The sequence below is a fragment of the Mycobacterium sp. genome (assembly GCF_032159765.1).
Classification (GTDB): Bacteria; Actinomycetota; Actinomycetes; order Mycobacteriales; family Mycobacteriaceae; genus Mycobacterium.
In genome coordinates, this window is the sequence record NZ_JAVHWM010000094.1 from 1 (window position 1) to 19,422 (window position 19,422).

The 19,422-nt window shown below is 63.8% G+C and carries 19 protein-coding genes and 1 pseudogene; 7 read left to right on the top strand and 13 right to left on the bottom strand.

Annotation, left to right across the window (positions count from 1 at the left end):
- Nucleotides 1-301 precede the first annotated feature (301 nt).
- Nucleotides 302-730 (top strand): hypothetical protein, encoded by a 429-nt coding sequence (locus tag QOH60_RS10315; protein WP_526419819.1) that lies wholly within the window; start codon nt 302-304, stop codon nt 728-730.
- 215 nt (nt 731-945) lie between these two features.
- Here QOH60_RS10315 and QOH60_RS10320 read toward each other — a convergent pair whose 3' ends face one another.
- From QOH60_RS10320 to QOH60_RS10340, 5 genes are all read right to left on the bottom strand, one after another.
- On the bottom strand, nt 946-1,473 hold the full coding sequence (locus QOH60_RS10320) for a chitin-binding protein (protein WP_526419901.1): 528 nt from the start codon (nt 1,471-1,473) through the stop codon (nt 946-948).
- A gap of 646 nt (nt 1,474-2,119) precedes the next feature.
- Nucleotides 2,120-2,326 carry a hypothetical protein gene (locus tag QOH60_RS10325; protein ID WP_526419821.1) on the bottom strand — a complete coding sequence of 69 codons (207 nt, stop codon included), beginning with the start codon at nt 2,324-2,326 and terminating at the stop codon, nt 2,120-2,122.
- Between the two features lie 192 nt (nt 2,327-2,518).
- On the bottom strand, nt 2,519-3,490 hold the full coding sequence (nrdF, locus tag QOH60_RS10330) for a class 1b ribonucleoside-diphosphate reductase subunit beta (protein WP_526419823.1): 972 nt from the start codon (nt 3,488-3,490) through the stop codon (nt 2,519-2,521).
- A 138-nt stretch (nt 3,491-3,628) separates the two neighbouring features.
- The gene (locus tag QOH60_RS10335) at nt 3,629-5,149 is read right to left on the bottom strand and encodes a flavin-containing monooxygenase (RefSeq protein ID WP_526419825.1); all 1,521 of its coding nucleotides are present in this window, start codon (nt 5,147-5,149) and stop codon (nt 3,629-3,631) included.
- A gap of 58 nt (nt 5,150-5,207) precedes the next feature.
- Nucleotides 5,208-5,951 carry a TetR/AcrR family transcriptional regulator gene (locus tag QOH60_RS10340; RefSeq protein WP_526419827.1) on the bottom strand — a complete coding sequence of 248 codons (744 nt, stop codon included), beginning with the start codon at nt 5,949-5,951 and terminating at the stop codon, nt 5,208-5,210.
- A 128-nt stretch (nt 5,952-6,079) separates the two neighbouring features.
- On the opposite strand from QOH60_RS10340, the gene QOH60_RS10345 reads away from it, so the two are divergent.
- The gene (locus QOH60_RS10345; RefSeq protein WP_526419829.1) at nt 6,080-7,264 is read left to right on the top strand and encodes an NAD(P)/FAD-dependent oxidoreductase; all 1,185 of its coding nucleotides are present in this window, start codon (nt 6,080-6,082) and stop codon (nt 7,262-7,264) included.
- A gap of 11 nt (nt 7,265-7,275) precedes the next feature.
- Here the strand turns inward: QOH60_RS10345 and QOH60_RS10350 are convergent, their stop codons facing one another.
- From QOH60_RS10350 to QOH60_RS10375, 6 genes are all read right to left on the bottom strand, one after another.
- Nucleotides 7,276-8,433 carry a patatin-like phospholipase family protein gene (locus QOH60_RS10350; RefSeq protein WP_526419831.1) on the bottom strand — a complete coding sequence of 386 codons (1,158 nt, stop codon included), beginning with the start codon at nt 8,431-8,433 and terminating at the stop codon, nt 7,276-7,278.
- A 90-nt stretch (nt 8,434-8,523) separates the two neighbouring features.
- Nucleotides 8,524-9,357 (bottom strand): GNAT family N-acetyltransferase, encoded by an 834-nt coding sequence (locus QOH60_RS10355; protein ID WP_526419833.1) that lies wholly within the window; start codon nt 9,355-9,357, stop codon nt 8,524-8,526.
- 242 nt (nt 9,358-9,599) lie between these two features.
- On the bottom strand, nt 9,600-11,771 hold the full coding sequence (nrdE, locus tag QOH60_RS10360; RefSeq protein ID WP_526419835.1) for a class 1b ribonucleoside-diphosphate reductase subunit alpha: 2,172 nt from the start codon (nt 11,769-11,771) through the stop codon (nt 9,600-9,602).
- Nucleotides 11,738-12,181 (bottom strand): class Ib ribonucleoside-diphosphate reductase assembly flavoprotein NrdI, encoded by a 444-nt coding sequence (gene nrdI, locus QOH60_RS10365; RefSeq protein WP_526419837.1) that lies wholly within the window; start codon nt 12,179-12,181, stop codon nt 11,738-11,740. Before nrdI ends, nrdE begins: the two co-directional genes overlap by 34 nt.
- 42 nt (nt 12,182-12,223) lie before the next feature.
- Complete coding sequence (locus QOH60_RS10370; protein ID WP_526419839.1) at nt 12,224-12,457, bottom strand: redoxin NrdH; 234 nt, start codon at nt 12,455-12,457, stop codon at nt 12,224-12,226.
- A 398-nt stretch (nt 12,458-12,855) separates the two neighbouring features.
- Nucleotides 12,856-13,398 (bottom strand): NADPH-dependent FMN reductase, encoded by a 543-nt coding sequence (locus tag QOH60_RS10375; protein ID WP_526419841.1) that lies wholly within the window; start codon nt 13,396-13,398, stop codon nt 12,856-12,858.
- A gap of 119 nt (nt 13,399-13,517) precedes the next feature.
- On the opposite strand from QOH60_RS10375, the gene QOH60_RS10380 reads away from it, so the two are divergent.
- From QOH60_RS10380 to QOH60_RS10395, 4 genes and pseudogenes are all read left to right on the top strand, one after another.
- Entirely contained in the window at nt 13,518-14,096 is a 579-nt protein-coding gene (locus tag QOH60_RS10380; protein WP_526419843.1) for a hypothetical protein, read from the top strand.
- 21 nt (nt 14,097-14,117) lie between these two features.
- On the top strand, nt 14,118-14,720 hold the full coding sequence (locus QOH60_RS10385) for a TetR/AcrR family transcriptional regulator (protein WP_526419845.1): 603 nt from the start codon (nt 14,118-14,120) through the stop codon (nt 14,718-14,720).
- Nucleotides 14,721-14,760: 40 nt separating this feature from the next.
- Nucleotides 14,761-15,798 carry a DNA polymerase IV gene (locus tag QOH60_RS10390; RefSeq protein WP_526419847.1) on the top strand — a complete coding sequence of 346 codons (1,038 nt, stop codon included), beginning with the start codon at nt 14,761-14,763 and terminating at the stop codon, nt 15,796-15,798.
- Between the two features lie 242 nt (nt 15,799-16,040).
- Nucleotides 16,041-16,259: pseudogene (locus tag QOH60_RS10395) on the top strand (alkaline phosphatase); the annotation flags it as partial.
- On the opposite strand, the gene QOH60_RS10400 reads toward QOH60_RS10395, so the two are convergent.
- Together QOH60_RS10400 and QOH60_RS10405 are read right to left on the bottom strand one after the other, a co-directional pair.
- Entirely contained in the window at nt 16,256-17,113 is an 858-nt protein-coding gene (locus QOH60_RS10400; RefSeq protein WP_526419850.1) for an SDR family oxidoreductase, read from the bottom strand. The pseudogene QOH60_RS10395 and the gene QOH60_RS10400 sit on opposite strands and share 4 nt — an antisense overlap.
- A 10-nt stretch (nt 17,114-17,123) precedes the next feature.
- Complete coding sequence (locus QOH60_RS10405) at nt 17,124-17,753, bottom strand: TetR/AcrR family transcriptional regulator (RefSeq protein WP_526419852.1); 630 nt, start codon at nt 17,751-17,753, stop codon at nt 17,124-17,126.
- Between the two features lie 116 nt (nt 17,754-17,869).
- On the opposite strand from QOH60_RS10405, the gene QOH60_RS10410 reads away from it, so the two are divergent.
- On the top strand, nt 17,870-19,354 hold the full coding sequence (locus QOH60_RS10410; RefSeq protein ID WP_526419854.1) for a cytochrome P450: 1,485 nt from the start codon (nt 17,870-17,872) through the stop codon (nt 19,352-19,354).
- Nucleotides 19,355-19,422 lie beyond the last annotated feature (68 nt).

Sequence of the window (19,422 nt, forward strand, 5' to 3'; positions counted from 1 at the left end):
TTGATCGGCGGACTGTCCGCATTCCCCGTCCACGTTGCCCTGGCAGCGGTTGCCGCGCTGGCGTTGCTCGGCATGGCCCTGAGCGTCACGGTTCGACCCGGTAGCGCTGTTGTTCGCCACCCAGCGCGTCCAACTGCTCGATCGGGCGCCTCCACGGGAGGTCAAGGAATGTCATGAACACCGCCGCAGCAAGAAGGATCGCACTCGCCACGCTCGTCGCACCAGTGGAAATGATGACCGGGTGGCCCCAGATGAAACGAAGTGAGACACCTGTTGTCGTTCCATGTCAGCGAGCCGTGATATGACAACCGGATTGAGAATCGACAAGCACGACACCTACGCCGAATTGTCCTGCGGAGGTATCACCGCGGAAGTGGTGCGCTTCTCCTACTGGGACGCCAGCGACGGCAGCCCCGACGTCGAGATGGTCAGCATCAACGGCCTGGACAACGACGCCGGTTTCTGCGATGTGTACGCCCAGGACGCCGAGACGTTGCACGCCCTCGCGGCTGTCTGCGCTCAAGCGGCCCTGCTGCTGGATGAGGTACGCCAGACCTACCGGACTGAGGTGCCCGCATCACCACCACGTCGCTTGATGTGCCGATCCCTGTCGGAGCACGTGCCGATGATTGGCAGGACGACGGGTCGACGCCCTACCGGATCCTGGCCCGGGCCAGCCTCTCCGAACATTCGCCACGAATCTGAGACAGGGCCTGTCGCCGCGCGCTGAGACAGCGCAGACTCGCTGAGAGCGAATAGCGTACGTTCGGAATACATCCACTTCGCCTGTAAAACGGAGCGGAATAGCTTACACGCCAACGCTTTCCGAATATTGCGGGTGAATCCTCGACGGTCAAACCCGCTCGGTATCACGCCGACTAAGTGATTACCGTCCTGCTGAGAACCGGGTGAACATGACCGAGGAGACCGTGCGGTGGTTGGCCGTTACAGCGGGATCCAGACCCCGAAGAGCCAGAAGCCCCACTGGTTGAAGCCGGGATCCCAGACCGGCGTCACCGTGTATCCCCAGTAGTCGAATGGCGGTGGCGGCGGCCCCCACGCAGGCGGGAGTGGTCCACCCCATGCCGGCGGAGGCGGGGCACCCCAGCCCCACGGCGGGGCTCCCTCGCCCCACGGGGCACCATGCCATTGTCCCCGGAAGTCTCCTCCGCCCTGCCCCGGAGGCTGGCCACCGTGGTCGTTAGGCCCGTGGTTGTCGGCTGGCGGTCCACCGGGTCCGCGTTGCTGGTCCTGCGGCGGCGGTCCACCGGGTCCGCGTTGCTGGTCCTGTGGCGCAGGCCCACCCGGTCCACCACGACCGACCTGCGGCGGGGGCCCGCCGTGACCCGCTTGACCGGAAATGGCCGGTGGCGCTGCTGGTGCGGCGCTTGCCGCGCCCGCAGCCATACCGGTGGCGGTTACGCCAAGTGCGGCGGTGATGATTGCCCCCGCCACCAGTTGCTTCATCGTCAAGTTCATCGTGCAACACCTGTCCTGTGTCTATCGCTGGATATCTCCCGACTCAACCGAAGTTAGCTATGCGGCCTATGATTCGTCTGTTGAGCAGCTGATAACGGCCTGAGCAGAGTGAGGGTACTGCGTGTGCAGTCGGTTCGCGATAGCCAAACAGACTTGGGATAAGCAACAAATGTCCAGCTCAGAGGGCTGCACGTGACCGCCGGTGACTCCGCTGCCTGCTGACAGGGGGCAACGGATTCCAGTTGGCGGGAGAGCATGAACGGGTGTCAGCGGTAACAACCGGAGTTTGCTGACGCATTCTGGAATCAGTCCACATTAGGGCCATCGAGAAAGCGAAAGAATGCAAATCAGATTGAAGTACCTCACACCGCTGCACCGGCGGCCCTGGCCGCACCCACGGGAGCGGCCAATCCCCCTCAAGCTCAGGAGAGCTGCATCGAGTTGAATGTCGCCTGCCAGGGTGGTCTCCTCGGAGACCGCGAACACATAGCACCCGACCGCACCGGGGACCGCTTCGCCCGGCGCTACTCCCATGACGTGGCGACGACGCGCGAAGGGCCGAGCCCCGCGAGACGATCTCGAAATCGAAAGATGCGCGAACGTCTGCCCAGCGGAGCCAAACAGCGCGGCGAGGTGGTCATCAACCGTGCTTGCCCTGACCGGGTAGTCCTCCGCGCACCTCACGGGCGCGAGGCGGTTTTTTGATGGGCGGGGGAGCGCCGAACCTGGCCAACCGGCTGGCGATTACTTTCCTGTCGGCCACCAACGCATCACCGGTGAGTGCGACCAGCTCGGTGATTGCGCGGCGCTGGGGCTTGCTGCTCGGTCCGCCGACGTCCCATCGCACGGAGACCTCACCACGCTTACTGACGGGCGTGATGACCGTAAAAACGGATGACGCTGCTCATGTACTGCTCCGATTACGAGAAAATGTGGGCAAAATGTGGGCACGAAGCGGCAAGACGACCCACCTTCGGGCTGCTGACCCCGTGACCGAGATTGCATCCGCTGGTGTCGTGATAGCTCGTGACCTGCACGCTTAGAACTCCCAGTCCTCGTCTTCGGTGATGACGGCCTTGCCGATCACATACGACGAGCCCGACCCCGAGAAGAAGTCGTGGTTCTCGTCGGCGTTGGGGCTCAACGCCGACAGGATCGCCGGGTTGACGTCCGTCTCGTCGCGCGGGAACAGCGCCTCATATCCGAGGTTCATCAGCGCCTTGTTCGCGTTGTAGCGCAGGAACTTCTTCACATCCTCGGTGAGCCCCACCTCGTCGTAGAGATCCTGGGTGTACTCGACCTCGTTGTCGTAGAGCTCGTACAACAGCTCGTACGTGTAGTCCTTGAGCGCCTCCTGTTTGGCGGCATCGTGCATCGCCAGCCCGCGCTGATACTTGTAGCCGATGTAGTAGCCGTGCACGGCCTCGTCGCGGATGATCAACCGGATCATGTCCGCGGTGTTGGTGAGCTTGGCCCGGCTGGACCAGTACATCGGCAGATAGAACCCGGAGTAGAAGAGAAAGCTCTCCAACAGCGTGGAGGCCACCTTGCGCTTCAGCGGCTCATCGCCCTTGTAGTAGTGCATGACGATCTCGGCCTTGCGCTGGAGGTTCGGGTTTTCCTCCGACCAGCGGAACGCGTCGTCGATCTCGGCGGTGGAGCACAGCGTCGAGAAGATGTTGCTGTAGCTGCGGGCGTGCACCGACTCCATGAATGCGATGTTGGTGTACACCGCCTCCTCGTGGGGGGTCAGCGCATCGGGGATCAGGCTGACCGCACCCACCGTGCCCTGGATGGTGTCCAGCAGCGTCAGGCCGGTGAAAACCCGCATGGTCATTTGCTTTTCGTTCGCCGTGAGCGTGCCCCATGACGGGATGTCGTTGGACACCGGCACCTTCTCCGGCAACCAGAAGTTACCGGTCAGCCGGTCCCAGACTTCGGCGTCCTTCTCGTCCTGCAGCCTGTTCCAGTTGATTGCAGAGACCCGGTCGATGAGTTTGATGTCGCCCACGTCCGCGACACTACCCCTGGGGTTCGACATCCTCCGGGACCGCAAGATCTAGCTTTTTCGTGTCGCGCCCGTTCCTCGAAATCTGCAGGAGGGTCGTAGTTCCGCCGAATGTACGACCCTGGTGCAGATATCGGCGCGCTATGACGAGGCGACGCGCTTGCCGCCCCAGAACCGGTACTCACCGAATTCGAGCCTGCGGGTCGCAAGGCGGTACTGCCAGGTGTAGCCGCCCCAGAGCACGCGGTTCTTGCCGTGCTCGTCGAGGTACCAGCTGCTGCAGCCTCCGGTGTTCCACACGGAGTGGCCGAGGCGTTCCTGGAGCCCGGCGTTGTACGCGTCCTGCGCGGCCCGCGTCGGCGCGAGCGCCTCAAAGTGTGAGGAGTCGACGGCCGAGACCGCCTCGCCGACGTAGTGGATCTGCGATTCGATCATGTACACCATCGAGTTGTGGCCCAGCCCGGTGTTCGGGCCGAGCAGGAAGAACACGTTCGGCATGTCGGCGACCGTGGTGCCCCGGTGCGCGATCGGCCCCTCGCGGTTCCAGCGGTCCCCCAGATCCTCCCCCGCCAGCCCCTTGACGTCGACGTACTTGTACGAGTCGGAGACGTGAAACCCGGTGGCGTAGACGACCACATCCGCCTTGTGCTCGACGCCGTCGGCCGTCACGATCCCGTCAGTCGTCAGCCTGGTGATGCCGTCGGTGATCAACTTCGTTTTCGGGTTGGCCACCGCGGCGTAATAGGTGCTGGAGTTCAAGATCCTCTTGCAGCCGATCGTGTACCGCGGAGTCAGCTTGCGTCGCAGTTCGCGGTCCGTGACACTGCGCCGGATGTTCCATTTGCCCAGCAGCTCGCCGACTTTCAGGATCCACGGGTGTGCCGTCATGCCCACGGCCAACGCCTCTTGCAACCCGTAGATGCCACCCCGCAAGGCCAGCCGCAGCCCCGGCACGTAGCCGAGCGCGCGTCGCAGTCGAGGCGGCAGTTCTTCGTTGGTGCGCGGCACGACCCACGGCGGCGTGCGTTGGTAGAGCTGCAATTCGGCGACTTGGTCGACGATCTCCGGGACGAGCTGGATCGCACTGGCCCCGGTGCCGATCACCGCTACGCGCTTGCCCGTCAGGTCGACGCTGTGGTCCCACTGCGCGGAATGGAAAGCGGGTCCGGCGAATTGGTCGCGGCCGTCGAAATCAGGAATCGACGGAAGGTGCAACGCGCCTGCGCACGAGATGAGGAACTGCGCGACGAACTCGCGGCCGTCGGAGGTGAAAACGTGCCACCTGCACTCGGCGTCGTCCCAATGTGCCCTGTCCACAAGCGAATTGAAGACGATGTAGCGCCGCAGGCCGTACTTGTCGGTAATGCCCTGCAGGTAGTCCTGAATCTCAGGCTGATACGAGAACAGGTTCTTCCAGTCGGCCTTGGGCTCAAAGGAGAACGAGTACAAGTGTGACGGAATGTCACAGGCGCACCCCGGATACGTGTTGTCGCGCCAGGTGCCGCCGATGTCGTCGGCTTTCTCGAGGATCAAGAACTCGATGCCGCGCTGCTGCAGTTCGATGCCCATGCCCAGGCCCGAGAACCCCGTTCCGATGACCAACGCCTGGGTGTGCACCGGAGCTGCGGGCCGATGTTCGACGTTCGGCTGGGCAACAGTCATGGTCGTCCTTCCTGGGAACGCCGGTACCGGGTATTCGGTCCAGTCTAACCGGCGGGAGTCAGGCGACGGAGTGGTCGGCCCGCGGCACGGCTTCGTGAATCGGCCGGTCAGGGTCGACGTCGACGCCCAGCAGCTCGGCCGTGCCGTTGATCGCGCCCAGCATGATCGTCGCCAAGTAGTCGAGGAACTTGTCGCGCGGCATGCGGCGCGGTTTGTCCGGATTCGAGCCCAGCCACCAATCGGTGGCTGCGGCGGCAGAACCGAACGTCGTGTAGGCAGCGAGCTCGAGAGCTGCCGGGTCGAGCTGCATTTCGCGAAGCTCGTTATTGAACAGGTCCGCCATCGCGAGCGTGACCTCGCGGCCCTTGTTGAGGGTGCGCATCGTCGACTCGGTCTGCTCGACGAACCGGCCCTGCAGCAGAAACCGCAGCACGTTGGGATGTTGATCGACCAGGTCGACGTAGTGCTCGACACTGCTGCGGATGATCTCGCGCGTCGAATCGGTCGAGAGATTGATCGACGGGAAGATGGCCGCAAACAGCATGTCGACCAGCCGATCCCCGATGGCTTGGAAGAGGTCGGATTTGTCGGTGAAGTGCCGGTAGATCTTGGGCTTGGCGGTGCCGGCCTCTTCGGCGATCTCCCTGATCGACACCACGGGACCCTGCTTGTCGATGGCGCGAAATGCCGCGTCGACGATCTGCGCGCGGACCTTCTTGCGATGTTCGCGCCAGCGTTCGCTGCGGGCGTCTGGTTTTCTGCCCGCGCTGGCGCCGGATCTCGAAATCGCTGGCCTTCGCACGGGCATCACTCTACTCATACCACTATCGCTGACCTGCTCAGAAGCGCGCGATGACGGTTGCCGGCCGCGCTGTATCCACCGGTCGTAGGTACTATTCGGGATCGGATCCACTTAGCGAGACGAGACAAATGACACAGAAATACGACGTGGTCATCGCCGGTGGCGGCCCGTCGGGGTCGGCCGCCGCGTGGCAAGCGCGCCAGGCCGGAGCAAACGTCGTGGTCTTGGACAAGGCCGAGTTCCCACGCGACAAGCCCTGCGGCGACGGGCTGACCGCTCGCGCCGTGAGCTACCTGCAGAAGATCGGGCTGGCCGAAGAGGTCTCGAAGTTCCATCGAATCAATCGCGTCACGGTGTTCAGCCCGAGCCAGTGGGAGCTGTCGTTCCCCAAGCGCCCGGGGATGCCTGACCACGGTCACACCGTGAGCCGCACTGAGCTCGACACATTGCTGCTCAAGCACGCCGAGTCCGCAGGGGCGGAGGTGCGGCAGTCGGCCGAGGTCACCGGACCCGAGCTCGACGCCAACGGCCGGGTGATCGGTGTGACGCTGAAGAGCGGGGAGAAGGTGTACGGCGACGCCGTCATCGCCGCCGACGGCGCGTACTCCCCGATCAAACGCGCGCTGAAAATCGACTCGGAGTACAACGGCTACTCGGCGATCGCGATCCGCTCCGAGATGCACGCCAACCGCGAGGATTCCGACAGCCTTGACATCTACCTGAAGTTGGCGTTCGAGGGCGACCAATTGCCCGGCTACGGCTGGGTATTCCCGATGGGTTCCGGCGTCTTCAACATCGGCCTCGGCTACGTCAACAGCTACAAGAACTGGCAGTCGATCAACGCCACGCAGTTCCTGGGCGAGTTCCTGCGGACGCTGCCCGCCGAGTGGGAGCTGCCGCCGATCGAAGAGCTGAAGAAAAACAGAAGTGTGCGGGCCTGGCGGCTGCCCATGGGCTTCACCGCGTGGCCGCCGTGGCGTCCCGGGGTGCTGTTCACCGGTGACTCGCTGGGTGCAGGCAAGCCGGCGTCCGGCGCGGGCATCTCCAAGGCTCTCGAGTCCGGGCTAGCCGCGGGAGAGTGTGCGGTTGCCGCCTTGCAGAACAACGGGCCGGACGACTTCACCAACTATGCGCTCAAGATGGAAGCCGCGTGGGGCAGGGAGTACCGGCGCGGCCGTTACTTCCACAAACTGGCCGGTGTCCCAGCGATCGCCAACGCCGGTATCAAGGTGCTCGACAACGGCCGTGTGCGGGATTTCATGCTCAGGCGCATGTACAAGAAAGCCCAAGGGCCACAACACACCTACCACTAGCCGCCGATTGCCTACCGGGGCCGGACATCGAAAGCCGCCGGGAAATGCTCGGCGTCAATCTGTGCGGTGGCGGAAAGGCGACCCAGCCGACCTAGAGTGGCCACGTTCTCGGGTTCGTCGATCGCATACAGGTGGTCGCATTCTCTCTTGGACACCTCGACCCCGAGCTTCGACCGCAGCCAGTTCGGCTCAAGCGCGAGCTCGTACCGAAGGTAGGAGATGAATGCCGGCCCGGGGCCGAGGTTCTCGTCCTTCAGATCCCCGATCTCGCTGTCGATGGTCCACGACGTGGGGCTGCGCGCCATCCATTGCAGCACCGCCTGAGACAGCCAGTTCGCGTCTTCCATGATCGACAACATGGACTCGGCGGCCAGCCGAACCGCGGGCATGCGGATGACGTCTTCGGCCGGGACCCGCCTCACGCGATACCCGGTGCCCAACGACACCAACAGCAGCCGGTCCTCGCCGAATGACCAGTTGAGGCCGTACCCGGCGCAGGTCCCAAGCATGAGCACCTGCATCGCTGGGTTGTTGTACGGGCTGACACCGCCATCGACAAACGCGCCGACTTCGGTCGGCGATATCCGGATCAGCTCGGGTTCGAAGTAATGCGGCGCCGCGGTGCTGGCACGAACGATGTCACGCAGCAACAGATCTCGGTTCGGCACACTGTCGGTTCCCTCGTCGCCGAAGTACTTGCCGTGCGGGTTGTTGTGCAGCAGCCACGGGCTTCCCGTATCCAGACGCTTGGCTACGACCATCAGACCGGTCCGCAGCCTGTCGCTGCCCAGGGTCGCGTCCCCCATATAAGTCCTAAGAACCTCCACGAGAGGTTCTTTGGGGAATTTCGCGCCGATCACACCGAACCGGAAAAAGCCCTCTTTGAATACCCGCTCGGCAAGGTCGCGGTAGATGTTGATGATCTCCTCAGCCGAGTAGCCCAGCGCCAGACCGGTGGCGATGACCGACCCGGTCGAGGTGCCGCCGATGAGATCGAAATAGTCGCACAGCCGGAAATCCGGATCGCCTCCGTAGCGCTCACGAAGGATGTGCTCGATCCTTAACAGGTACTCGAGGGTCACCGCGCCGCGGATACCCCCACCGTCCAACGCAAGCATCCGCTTCGGTCCGTCACCGAAGAGGTGCTCCTCGAGCGTCATGTATGCCATTCAGGCTCCTGCCGGACGTTGATCAGGTAGCCCTGACGTCCCGTAAAGCTACGCCGTTGACGATTCCAACACGTGCTTTTTCGTCGCGCCCTACTGCTCGAGGCGGTAGTGCACGGTCTCGCCGACCGGGCGGAAGCCGATTCGCCGATACACGCGGTTGGAGACGGGGTTCGCGACATCAGCGAACAGCACCACATCGCGTGCGCCGAGGACGCGCGCCTGAAGAACAGCCTCCGACGTGACCGCAGCCGCGTATCCGTGACCGCGATGGTCGTGTGGCGTGTAGACCGGACCAATCCGCGAGACGCCCACCGCCGGTGCATGAATCCGCGCGATGCTCACTGGTGTGCCGCAAACCGTCCAGAGCAGGATGCAGTCGCCCACTGCGGCGACCCAGCTCAGGAAGGGGCGTTGAGCCTCACGATCCGACGGCGCCCCAAAGGCCTCGACGGCAAACGCGTCGAGCCAGCCGACGAGCAATCCGGCATCGTCATCGTCGGCGGGCCGGCATTGGCCCGGCACAGCGACTGGCGGTACCAGCTCGCCGAGGCGGTACAACGTTTCTTGGTGCGCGAGCGCACTGCGCGCGCCGGTGGCATCGCACCATGCCTGCGCGAAAGCTGCGGCGGCCGAGGGTGTTCCGCGAACGCCCGACAACACGCAGTCGGTGGCGGTCAACGCCGACACCACCTTGTCTGCCCATTCGGGGGGTATCCCGCTCGCCAGCAGGCTGCTGTCCCTTGACTGCACGGCCGCGCCGAGCACGTGGTCATCGTCTGTGATCGACAACAGGATTCGGTCCGGCGGCCAGGTGGGTGCGCGCAACATGGTCAGCTCCATGGTGAAGGCGACCGGATCCCTGTGGTACACCGAGCGCGCGACCTCGCTGAAAGCGTGCGGCGTCGGGTAGAGGCGGATCTCCACGTTCACATCACCTCGGGGGAGGTGGCAGCGGCACCGCGGCAGTGCGCGCGCTGAACCGGTAATCGTCCTCGTCTCGATCCTCGGAGTACCTCAGCTCGGAAGGAGCAGAACCGGCCGATGACGATTCAGGAGACGACATGTGATCGATCATCTCAATGAGGCAGGCCCGGCGTGCCGGGCTTACTCAAACAGCTGCGTGACATTGATCAGCAGTTCGTAGACGCCGCACAGTCGTCGGCGCGCTACAGCATGCAGGACACGCAGCCCTCGACCTCGGTGCCTTCCAGCGCCATCTGGCGCAGCCGGATGTAGTACAGCGTCTTGATTCCCTTGCGCCAGGCATAGATCTGGGCCTTGTTCACATCGCGCGTGGTGGCGGTGTCCTTGAAGAACAACGTCAGGCTCAGCCCCTGGTCGACGTGCTGGGTGGCCGCCGCATACGTGTCGATGATCTTCTCGTAGCCGATCTCGTAGGCGTCCTCGTAATACTCGAGGTTGTCGTTCGTCATGTACGGCGCCGGGTAGTACACCCGCCCGATCTTGCCTTCCTTGCGGATCTCCACCTTGCTCGCGACCGGGTGGATCGAGCTCGTCGAATGGTTGATGTAGCTGATCGAGCCCGTCGGCGGAACGGCCTGCAGATTCTGGTTGTAGATACCGTCCTTCTGCACTGACTCCTTGAGTCGCTGCCAATCCTCTTGCGTCGGAATGCGAATCCCCGCATCGGCGAACAGCTGACGCACCTTGTCGGTCTTCGGTTCCCACACCTGCTCGGTGTACTTGTCGAAGAACTCCCCTGACTTGTACTTCGATTTCTCGAAGCCCTTGAACGCCGTGCCCCGTTCGATCGCAATGCGATTCGACGCCCGCAGCGCGTGGTAGAGCACTGTGTAGAAGTAGATGTTGGTGAAGTCGATGCCCTCTTCGGACCCGTAGTGGACCCGCTCGCGGGCCAGGTATCCGTGCAGGTTCATCTGACCCAGCCCGATCGCGTGGGAATCGTTGTTGCCCTGCTCGATCGACGGCACCGACGTGATGTGCGTCTGATCGCTCACCGCTGTCAACCCCCGAATGGCGACCTCGATGGTCTGCGCGAAGTCGGGTGAGTCCATCGCCTTTGCGATGTTCAGCGACCCGAGGTTGCACGAGATGTCTTTGCCGACTTTTGCATACGACAGATCTTCGTTGTACAGCGACGGCGTGGACACCTGCAGGATCTCCGAGCAGAGATTCGAGTGGGTGATCTTGCCGTCGATCGGGTTCGACCGGTTCACCGTGTCCTCGTACATGATGTACGGGTAGCCGGACTCGAACTGCAGCTCGGCCAGCGTCTGGAAGAACTCGCGCGCCTTGATCTTCGTCTTGCGGATCCGCGCGTCGTCGACCATCTCGTAGTACTTCTCCGTCACCGAGATGTCGGCGAACGGCACCCCGTATACCCGCTCGACGTCATACGGCGAGAACAGGTACATGTCGTCGTTCTTCTTGGCGAGTTCGAACGTGATGTCCGGGATCACCACACCCAGGCTCAGCGTCTTGATCCGGATCTTCTCGTCGGCGTTCTCGCGCTTGGTGTCGAGGAACCGGTAGATGTCAGGGTGGTGCGCGTGCAGGTACACCGCGCCGGCACCCTGACGCGCACCGAGCTGGTTGGCGTAGGAGAACGAATCCTCCAGCAGCTTCATGATCGGAATCACGCCGGAGCTCTGGTTCTCGATGTTCTTGATCGGCGCGCCGTATTCACGGATATTGGTGAGCAGCAACGCCACTCCGCCGCCACGCTTGGACAACTGCAATGACGAATTGATCGCTCTCCCAATGGATTCCATGCAATCTTCGACGCGCAAAAGAAAGCAACTCACTGGCTCGCCGCGTTGTTTTTTGCCCGAGTTGAGGAACGTCGGGGTGGCCGGCTGGAACCGGCCGTCGATGATCTCGTCGACGAGCTTCTCGGCCAGCGCCGTATCGCCGGCCGCGAGCGTCAAGGACACCATGACGACCCGGTCCTCGAACCGCTCCAGGTAACGCTTCCCGTCGAACGTCTTCAGCGTGTAGGAGGTGTAGTACTTGAACGCACCCAGAAACGTCGGGAACCGGAACTTCTTGGCGTAGGCCCGATCCAGCAGCGTCTTGACGAAGTTGCGGCTGTACTGATCGAGAACCTCGCGCTCGTAGTAGTCCTCCTTGATCAGGTAGTCGAGCTTCTCGTCGACGTCGTGGAAGAACACCGTGTTCTGGTTAACGTGCTCACGGAAATACTGGTGCGCGGCCTGCACGTCCTTGTCGAACTGAATCTTGCCGTCGGCGTCGTAGAGATTCAGCATCGCGTTCAGCGCGTGATAGTCGGTCTCCCCCGACGGGTGCGCTGCGCTGGACGTGACTACAGGCTCTGCAGCTGTGATGGTTGGTGGCACGTCTGGTCCTTCCAGAAATCGGCAAGACCCGCGCGGACGGCGTCGACGTCGTCCGGGGTTCCCATAAGTTCGAAGCGGTACAGGTACGGAACGCCGCACTTGCGGGACACCACATTGCCCGCGTAGGCGAACTCGGCACCGAAGTTGTTGTTACCGGCGGCGATGACCCCACGGATCAGCGACCGGTTGTGTTCGTTGTTCAGAAAGGCGATGACCTGCTTGGGCACATAGCCACCGTCATTGATGTCCGGGGTAGCCCGGCCACCGCCGTAGGTGGGCAGGATTAGCACGTAAGGCTCGTCGACCTCGATCCGCCCGTGTAGAGGGATCCGGATCGAAGACTGGCCGAGCTTCTGAACGAAGCGATGCGTGTTCTCCGACACGCTGGAGAAGTAGACGAGATTGCTCATCTGAGTCCTCCTCGAGCTTGCGTGGTCGGTTTGTGCGTTCGGTTATGCAGACAGCGCGGCGAGAGCCTTGATCCGGTCCGGCCGGAATCCCGACCAGTGATCACCGCCTGCCACGACGACCGGGGCCTGCAGGTAGCCCAACGCCATCACGTAGTCGCGAGCATCGCTGTCGAGGCTGATGTCGACCTTGTGGTAGGCGATGCCCTGCTTGTCCAGTGCCTTGTACGTCGCGTTGCACTGCACGCACGCGGGCTTGGTGTACACGGTGATGGTCATCTTCGGTCCGGCTCCTCAGCGAAAGTTGACGGGGACACACACGCTGCGCTGCCTGAAGTGTTCAGCAGCCCCGCGGCCCGAGAAATTCCGGACGGTAGGACCGAGATCCCCGGCGTTTCAGCACCGGAACTCTCAGCCCGACCGGTCTCGCAACCTGCAGGCCTGACGGTGCTGTGGACACTACACCTAGTGGCCGACAAACGGTGCAGACACAACATATCCGTAATCACATTGATGAAATTCCCTGGTAGTAAGCCCTTGTGTGATCCCAGTCACGGCGTGTCGCGGCGAGTTCGGCGTGTCGCGATGGCACCATGTATTCGGTCTACCAGCACCCACCGACACATGAAGCTGCGCCCGCCGAGGCGGCGGGCGCAGCAAACTTTTCTACGTGGCGGTTAGCCGACCTCGGCTGCCAGCTTCGTCAGCACGTCGTTCAAGTCGGCGACCAGTTCGGCGCTCTCGCGCGGGTGCTTGCCGTCCAGTGTGGCGAAGGGCACCGACATCGTCAGCGCCTCGATCACGTTCGCCCCGGCGATGCCGAATCCCTTGCGGGTCGCGTCGTGCGACCAGACGCCGCCGTACTGGCCCAGCGAGCCGCCGATCACGGCGACCGGCTTGCCCGAAACCGCGCTCGCACCGTATGGCCGCGACAGCCAGTCGATCGCGTTCTTCACCAGCGCGGGATAGCTTCCGTTGTATTCAGGGGTCACGACGAGGACGGCGTCCGCGTCGGCAACGGCGTTGCGCAGCTTGACCGCAGCAGCGGGCGCGTCGGCACCGTCGATGTCCTCGTTGTAGAACGGAACGTCGCCCAGGCCCTCGTACAAAGTCACGGCCACGTCACCTGGCGCATTCTCGGCGGCCAGCTCCGCAATCTGGCGGTTGGTCGATGCGGCACGCAAGCTCCCGACTAACGCAAGCACCTTGATGTCAGACATGTGGTCATCCTTTCGCAAATCCGAGTACGTCGTCGAAACTCATTAACCGGACCGTGGTCCGATTAATTCCATCACTCGAAATGCCAGCTTGAGCGCGGTCGAAGCGACAGGATAGCGACGTGTTCTTCCGCCGAATGCGGCGCCCGGCAGCGCCCGAGATCGAACAACCACGGAGCCACCCGGCGCTGTCGGCGGACGAACGGCACTCGCTTTTTGCCTACGAAATGCTCGTCCTCCGCACGGGTACGCAGGCCAATCTCGTCTGGCAGACCCCCTCTCTGGGGCTCACCGCTCAAGCCTTCCTGCTGACCATCGCCCTCGAAGCCCAGGCCTCCGATTTACGGCGCGTCGTTGCCGCGTTCCTCGGCCTCGTTGTCGCTCTCATCTCGATGCAGACGATGGCCAAGCACCGGTATTTCGAAAACCTCGACAACTTCAAAATGCAGCAGCTCGAGCAACGACTCGGGCTGCCTCCCATGGCTCGTCGAGGCTGGGACGGGGCGGCCGCCTCCATAGGCCGCTTTTCCGTCCCGAAAAAATGGCCCGTCCGATTGAGCTCCTTGTCCCTTACGTGGAGCAGCTATCGGGTGTGGCAGATCGGGCTCGCCGCGTTCGCGTTGGTCGACGTGGCAATCATCATCCTCGACGTGACGTACGGCTCCGTGTTCGATCTAGGAACGTCGCGCGAACGGCGCTGAACCAGCGGGTTAGAGTCGGGCATGGTCGCAGCGCACGACCCGCTTCCGGTGTCGGGCCAGGCCGTTGCCGAGCGCGGTGACGCCGCGCGCAACCGGGGGCTGCTGCTCGACGCGGCGCGGCGGCTCATCGCCGAACGCGGGCCTGACGCGGTGACGATGGACGACATCGCCGCTGAAGCCGGGGTCGGAAAGGGCACGCTCTTCCGCCGATTCGGCAACCGGTCGGGGCTGATGCTCGTGCTGCTCGACGAGGACGAGCAGGCGCTGCAACGCGCATTTCTCTTCGGGCCGCCGCCGCTGGGCCCTGCCGCCGACCCGCTGGACCGGCTCCTCGCCTACGGCCGGGCGCGGCTGGCATTTGTCTGCGACCACCGCCACCTGCTCCAGGACGCCGCCCGCGACCCGCAGGCGCGCTACAACGCACCGCACATGCTGAACCACATGCACATCCGAGTGCTGCTCGAGGCCGCCGGCACCACCGGTGACCTCGACGCCCAGGCCGAGGCGCTGCTCGCGTTGCTCGACGCCGACTACATCGCGCACCAGATCGAACACGTCGGCGTGCCACCAGACGCGCTCGGGGATGCGTGGGAAAGCGTGGCGCGCAAGCTGTGCGGGCGGTGACGAGCGCTTGCGCGAAGAACAGACGGCAGTAGGCGCCGCAGTGACGTCCCCACGCTGGCTACTGCACGTCGACCTCGACCAGTTCCAGGCGGCGGTCGAGATGCTCCGCAACCCAGAGTTGACGGGGCGCCCGATCATCGTCGGCGGCAACGGCGACCCGAACGAACCGCGCAAGGTCGTCACGTGCGCGTCGTACCCCGCCCGCGCCTTCGGCGTTCGCGCAGGGATGGCCCTGCGCACGGCGGCGCGGAAATGCCCCGATGCGACCTTTCTCCCGCTGGACGCCGACGCCTACGACGCCGCGTCCGCAGTGGTAATGAATCTGCTTCGGGGACTGGGCTTTCCAGTTGAAGTATGGGGTTGGGACGAGGCGTACCTCGGCGCCGACGTCGACGACCCGGTCGCGCTCGCCGAGCGTATCCGCACCACGATCGCCGCCGAAGCCCACCTGTCGTGCTCGGTCGGCATCAGCGACAACAAGCAGCGCGCGAAGGTGGCCACGGGGTTCGCCAAGCCCAATGGCATCTACACGCTCACAGATGACAACTGGACCGAGGTGATGGCAGCGCGGGAACCCGACGCGTTGTGGGGCATCGGCCCTAAGACCGTCAAAAAGCTTGCGGGCATGGGGATTACGTCAGTCGCAGAGCTTGCCGCGACCGACACGGACACGCTCACCACCGCCTTCGGCCCGACCACAGGGCTGTGGTTGCTTCTGCTTGCCAAGGGCGGTGGCGACACCACGGTCACCGCGGAGCCGTGGATTCCACGATCGCGCAGCCACGTCATCACCTTCCCACGTGACCTGACAGATCGCGCCGACATCGTTTCTGCTGTAGCGGATTTGGCCCGCCGGACGCTGGAGGAGGTGACCGCGGAGTCACGGATCGTCACACGTGTGGCGGTGACCGTGCGCAACTCGGCGTTCTTCACCCGCACCAAGATTCGCAAACTGGACGAGCCGACCGTCGACGCGTCGGTGGTACTGCCCGCTACGCTGCAGGTCCTCGACCTCTTCGAACTGGATCGGCCGGTCCGGCTGCTCGGCGTGCGGCTGGAGCTGGCGCTGCCCGACTGAGCGTTTGCCCCGCGTTCACCTGCGCCGCATTGAATCGCGGGGTGAAGACGTATCAACGAGTGGGAGTTCTCCTCGCAGCGGGTGTTCTGATGACAGCGGCATGCACCGCCGACAAGCCCAAGCAATCCAACGGCGATTCGCTAAACCGCAGTGCCACAGGAAATTTGACGGAAATGGGTGGGGCACGCCGGCTCAATGGCGATCAGTCCGAGGTCATTCGCAACGCGATCAACTCATCAGGTTATCCCGGCCTCACCCGCGTCCGCACGACCAAGGACGGCGCCGACATGACGGTCAGCTACGGCACGTCGATCGATACCGACGTCTTCAGCGAAACACACACGGGCGCACAGCTACCGGTGGCCGCGTACGGCCCGCGCGCGGCGAACGTCGTCGCGCTCACCGACCAGACGGATCTGTTCTTCACGATGCGCGACGCGTTGGGTGTGAATACGCGTTAGCGCGGTCGGGAGTTCGGGCGCAGGGCCCTGGTGAAGAACACGTTGACGCGCTGCATCGCAATGCTGTACGGCCACCAGGCAACCCGCTTGAACGTGTAGAGGGCGCGGATGTCCGGCGACGTGTAGATCAGGAAGTGGTTCTTGCCTATCCCCGAAAGTATCTTGTTCGCGACGTGCTCGGGCGTGACCGCGTGACCGGCGAATCTCTTCGTCCACCGCTGCACCCGCGGATCGTCGCGGTCCACGCCGGCAATCTGAACCGATTGCACGAGTGGCGTTTTCACCGCGCCGGGCACCACCACCGACACGCCGATGCGGTGCCGCGCGAGGTCGAACCGCAGCACTTCCGACAGGCCGCGCAACCCGTATTTGCTTGCGCTGTAGGCCGCGTGCCATGGCAGGGCCACCAGACCGGCGGCCGACGAGACGTTGACCAGATGCCCGCCGCGCCCGGCAGCGACCATGGGCGGAAGAAAGGATTCGATCACGTGAATCGGACCCATCAGGTTGATGTCGATCATCGACTTCCAATGGTCATGGGTCAGCTGGTCAACGGTCCCCCACGCTGACACCCCGGCGATGTTCATCACGATGTCCATGCTCGGATGCCGGGCATGAATGTCCGCGGCGAAATGGGCGACAGCGTCGTAGTCGGCGATGTCCAGCACGCGATGTGCGGGCACCCTCGCGCCCAACGCTTTTGCGTCGGCGACCGTCGTCGCCAGGCCATCGGCGTCGCGGTCCGTCAGGAACAGCTCCGCGCCGTCCGCGGCGAGCTTCAGTGCCGTGGCGCGCCCGATCCCACTGGCCGCTCCGGTCAGGAAGACACGTTTGCCCGTGAACGTCTGCGCCACGCGCGGAACCCTACCTGTCGCCGATCGCCCGTCCGTACAACCCCGCGTGCCACAGCTGCTCGAGCACGCGTACACCGCGCTGCAGATCGCGGTCCGGTCCCAGGAACGACTCGTCACCCGACAGCATCAGCGCCGTGGTGACTCCAAGCGCGCGCACCAACGCGGGGATGTCATCGCTGAGCGGCTTGGCAGTGCCGGCGGCGCGCTCGTCTTCGAAGATCTTCACGAGCTTGTCGATCACCGTGGTCATCTGACGGTCGAGCATCTCGCGGATTTTCTCGTCGGAGTAGCGCGCGTTGTTGCACGCCGTCACGACGGGATCGTTGTGCGCGTAGACGGCTACCGCGCTGCCGACCATCCGCTTGGCGAACGCCTCTGCGGTCTCGTCGGCCGCGCGTGGCGCGAAGTAGTGCGTGAGTTCCTCGAGCTCGTGAGTCACCTCGTCGAAGATCAGCGCGAGCACGTCGTACTTCGACTCGAAATAGAAGTAGAAGCCGGAGCGGGCGACGCCTGCCCTGTCGCTGATCGCACTGACCGACAGCTCCTCGAACGACTTTTCTTCCAACAGCTCCCGGACGGCGCCGACGATCGCCTCGCGCTGCCGGTCGCCGCGGCTGCGCCGGACGGGTTCAGCTGTCACGGATTCGTCCTCATCACATCGACTCAAGACCAAAACTTGACACGCGTCAAGTTTTGGCGTCAGGATGGACTCCGAGTGACCCCGTTCACAGTCCCCTCAGTGCAGGAGCATCCTGAATGGCGACCATCAGCACGCCGGAGTACTTGCTCGACCAGGCCAAGCGGCGGTTCACCCCGTCGATCAACAACTTCCCCGGCATGGGTGCGTTCGAGCGCCGGCTGCTCAACACGAAGTTCCCGCCGAAGACGCTGGCCGAGCCGCCACCGGGCAGCGACCTCAAGCCCGTCGTCGGCGATGCCGGCCTGCCCGTCCTCGGCCACCTGATCGAGATGATGCGCGGCGGGCCCGACTATTTGCTGCATCTCTACAACACGCAAGGGCCTGTCGTCTTCGGGGACTCGCCGGTGCTGCCGGGCGTCGCCGCCCTCGGACCCGATGCCGCGCAGATCGTCTACTCGAACCGCAATAAGGACTACTCGCAGCAAGGCTGGGTGCCGGTCATCGGGCCGTTCTTCCACCGCGGGCTGATGCTGCTCGACTTCGACGAGCACATGTTCCATCGACGCATCATGCAGGAGGCGTTCGTCCGCACCCGGCTGGTGGGCTACGTCGAGCAGATGGACAAGGTCGTCTCGCAAGTCACCGCCAAGGACTGGGTCGTCAACGACTCGCGCTTCCTTCTCTATCCCGCGATGAAGGAGTTGACGCTCGACATCGCCTCGATGGTGTTCATGGGACACGAGCCGGGCACCGACCGCGAGCTGGTCACCAAGGTGAACAACGCGTTCACGATCACAGTGCGCGCAGGCAACGCGGTCATCCGCACCAGCGTGCCGCCGTTCAAATGGTGGCGCGGGCTCAAGGCGCGCAAGTTGTTGGAGGACTACTTCGCGGAGCGCGTGCAGGAACGGCGTGGCCAAGCGGGCAACGACCTGCTGACGGTGCTGTGCCAATCGGAGGACGAGGACGGCAACAAGTTCACCGACGAGGACATCGTCAACCACATGATCTTCCTGATGATGGCCGCGCACGACACGTCAACCACGACGACGACCGCGATCGCCTACAACCTGGCCGCGAACCCGGAATGGCAGCAGCGGTGCCGCGACGAATCCGACCGCCTCGGCGACGGGCCGTTGGACATTGATTCGCTGGAGAAGCTGGAGTCGCTCGACCTGGTGATCAACGAGTCGATCCGGTTGGTGACGCCGGTGCAGTGGGCGATGCGCCAGACCGTGCGCGACACCGACTTGCTGGGCTACTACCTCCCCAAGGGCACCCAGGTGGTCGCATACCCGGGAATGAACCACCGTCTGCCCGAGCTGTGGACCGACCCGCTGAAGTTCGATCCCGACCGGTTCGCCGAGCCCCGCAACGAGCACAAGCGGCACCGCTATGCATTCACCCCGTTCGGTGGTGGCGCGCATAAGTGCATCGGGATGGTGTTCGGGCAGCTCGAGATCAAGATCATCATGCATCGGCTGCTGCGCCAGTACCGCCTCGAATTGCCGCGGCCCGGTTACCAGGCGCAATGGGATTACCAGAGCATTCCGGCGCCGAAGGACGGCATGCCGATCCTGCTGCGACCGCTAGGCCGCTAGCTGGCGCGAGGCCGCCTACCTTTGCGCCGAGATTAACGTTACGTAGGCGCGCACTCGCACTTCGGCTA